We start from the raw sequence: 3,100 nt of genomic DNA, 5'->3' as shown, positions 1-3,100 counted from the left end.
CATCCGCGCCGATGGCCGCATCGACGGCGCCGATCCGTCCATCGCCGCGCTGACAGGCTCAATCGAAGTCCGCTTCGCTGACAGCACGCTGGTGACGCAGGCCATGGATGGCGAAGCCTGCGCGCTGGACTTCTCCTATGCGCTGCCCTCGGGAGAGAGCTTCACCTTCACCGTCCATGCCGTCTACCTGCCCCGCCCCCGGATCGAGATTTCCGGACCGCAGGGCGTCCAGGCAACCTTCGACTGGCAGGCCGCGCGCGACAGCACACTGGGCCGCATGTGCACCGCCACCCTGATCAACGACCGCGAGGAATATTGAACCCATGCTGACCTTGGACCTGAGCAATGAACCGCGCTGGCACGATCTGGCGCCCGGCGTCCGGGTGCGGCTGCGCCCGCTGACCACCGCGATGATGGTCGCCACCCGCAGCGATCCGGATGTCGAGGCAGTGCCGGACGGGACGAGCGACGAAGAACGGGCGCTAGTCTTCGCCAAGGCGCTGGCGCGGCGCGCGGTGCTGGACTGGGATGGCGTCGGCGATTCTGATGGAAATGCCATCGATCCAAGCCCTGAGGCCATCGATGCGCTCCTGGACATCTGGCCGATCTTCGAGGCGTTTCAGCTGGTCTATGTCTCCAAGGGCCTGCTGCTGGACCAGGAAAAAAACGTCTCCGCGCCCTCGCCGACTGGTCCTTCGGTGGGGGCGACAGCTACTGCGCGGCCTGCACGCAAATCTGCCAAGACTGCCCGGGTCGCGCAAACCAGCCGCTGACATTCGAGGGCTGGCAGGTCTGGGATCTGATCGGGCGCCTTGGCGGGCAGTTGCGGGTGCTATCGGGCGCGGTGATCGGGTGGGATCTGACGGCCGCTCTGGGGCTGGCGGCGGCGCTGGGCATCCCGGCCCCGGCCGCCGCCGAACTGCTGCCCATCATCGAAGCGGTGATGGTTCGGAGGATGAACGAACAGATGGAACGATGAGATGGCAGAAAAACGCGTCAGCGTCCGCCTCGCGGCGGTGGGCGGGCGTCAGGTGCGCGCGGAGCTGGAAGGTGTCGGCGAGGCCGGATCGCGCGGCTTCGGGCGGCTGTCGCGCGAGATGGAGGCGGCGAATGCCCGCATGGCCGGGTTCACCCGCAAGGTCGGGGTGGCTGCCGCCGCTGTTGTCGCCGCCGCCACCGCCGCCGCCATCGCCATGGTGCGGTCGGGGCTGCAAACGGTGGATGCGCAGGCAAAGCTCGCCCAATCGCTCGGCACCACGGTTGCCTCGATCCAGACGCTGGAGCGTGCGGGTGAACTGGCAGGCGTGTCGATGTCCGGCATCGAACAGGCGACCAAGGATCTGACCCGGCGGCTGAGCCAGGCGGCGGCGGGCGGCGGTCCGGCAGCCGATGCGCTGGAACGGCTGGGCCTGACCGCCTCGGACCTGCTGGCCCTGCCACTGGATCAGCGCGTCGGGGCGATCAATGCCGCCATTGCCGAGTTCGTGCCTGTTGCCGAACGCGCGGCTGTGGCCGGGCAGTTGTTCGGCGAAGAGGGCTCGATCGCCATGTCGCGCATCGACACCGCCACCTTGCGCCAAGCGACCGAGGATGTCCGGGCCTTCGGGATCGTGGTTTCGGAACAGGATGCCGACCGGATCGAGCGGACGAATGACGCCATCTCGCGGCTGGGTCTGGTCTGGCGCGGGTTGTCAAACCAGTTGGCGGTTGCCGCCGCCCCGGCGCTCGAAGCGGTGGCCGATGCGATGGCAGCACTGGCCAGCCGCACCGGGCCGCTTGGGATGGCGATCAGCGGGCTTTTCGACCAGATCGGACGCCTCTCGACCTACGCCGCAACCTTCGCCGGTTTCATGGCCGGTCGCTGGGTCGCCGGGCTGGCGGCGGCTGCACTCTCGGTCCGGGGGCTCGCCACCGCATTGGTCGTGCTGCGCGGCGCGCTGATCCGCACCGGTATCGGCGCCCTGATCGTCGGTGCGGGCGAACTGGTCTATCAGTTCACGAGGCTGGTCAAGGGCGCGGGCAGTTTCGGCAATGCCATGGCTCTGATGGGCGATGTGGCGAAGGCGGTCTGGGAGGGGATCAAGGTGACGGCCCTGTCCTTCGCCGACGATTTCCGGGCCATGCAATCCGAGATCGAAGCGATCTGGACCCGGCTCATGGCATTTCTGGCCGGGAAATGGGCGGATTTTCTCGGGATGATCGCGCCCACTTTCAACAAGGTGGCGGAAGAGATCGGATCGGACACGAGGATCGATGTCTTCGAGGCGCTGGGCCGGGCCTCGATGCTGGAGCATTCGGCCAGCAATTCGGCGCATATGGCGGGCCGCTATCGTGACCGCGCCAGTTCCAGCCGAGCTTCGGCCTTCGATGGCGTGGGCCCTGCCATGGACGCGCTGCGCGCCGCGATGTCCGGCGGCGAGGATGATGCCGGTGGCGCGGCGCTGGACGTCGCGACCGAAGCGGCCGACCGCTATGAGGATGCGCTGGGTGGGGTGGAGACAGCCGCCACCGGCTCGGGCGCGGCGGCAAAAGAAGCCGGGGCCGCGGGCAAGGCAGCGGCGGAAGAGGCCAAACCTGCGACCGAAGCCACGGCCACCGGCTGGAAGGCGGTGACCGAGGCGCTGTCGGACTATGCGAAGAAGGCCAAAGACATCGGCGCCGATATCGGCCAGGCGCTGGTCGGGGCATTTCAAAGCGCCGAGGACGCGATCGGCGAGTTCGTGAAGACCGGCAAGCTCGATTTCCGGGATCTGGTGACCTCGCTTCTGGCCGATCTGTCGAAACTGGCCGCGCGGCGTTTCCTGCTGGGGCCGATTGCCAATGCGCTCTCCGGCGCGCTGGGCGGCGCGGGCGGAATCTTCGCCAGCATCATGCATACGGGCGGCATCGTCGGCGCGGGTTCGCCCTCACGCACGGTCCCCGCACTGGCCTTTGCGGGGGCACCGCGAATGCATAGCGGCGGTATGGTCGGCCTGCGTCATGACGAGGTGCCCGCGATCCTGCAGCGTGGGGAACGGGTGCTGTCACGCCGCGAGGCGCAGGATTACGGCAAGGGCGTCACGGTGAACATCCACGCCCGCGACGCCGAGAGTTTTAGGCA

4 protein-coding genes are annotated in these 3,100 nt (G+C 68.1%); all 4 read left to right on the top strand.

The window, feature by feature from the left end:
• On the top strand, nt 1-319 hold a 319-nt coding region (locus tag B4L36_RS13590; protein ID WP_292958230.1), incomplete at its 5' end, for a phage tail tube protein.
• A gap of 4 nt (nt 320-323) precedes the next feature.
• Nucleotides 324-773 (top strand): hypothetical protein, encoded by a 450-nt coding sequence (locus tag B4L36_RS13585; RefSeq protein WP_292958228.1) that lies wholly within the window; start codon nt 324-326, stop codon nt 771-773.
• A gap of 56 nt (nt 774-829) precedes the next feature.
• A complete protein-coding gene (locus B4L36_RS13580; RefSeq protein ID WP_422662119.1) occupies nt 830-979 on the top strand; it encodes a DUF7697 family protein in 150 nt (49 codons plus the stop codon).
• Between the two features lies 1 nt (nt 980).
• Nucleotides 981-3,100 (top strand): phage tail tape measure C-terminal domain-containing protein (locus tag B4L36_RS13575; RefSeq protein ID WP_292958226.1); only part of this gene is annotated, 2,120 nt, incomplete at its 3' end.

The organism is Paracoccus sp. UBA889 (assembly GCA_002294185.1).
In the GTDB taxonomy this organism is placed as follows: domain Bacteria; phylum Pseudomonadota; class Alphaproteobacteria; order Rhodobacterales; family Rhodobacteraceae; genus Paracoccus.
This window is presented reverse-complemented; position numbering and strand designations above follow the sequence as displayed.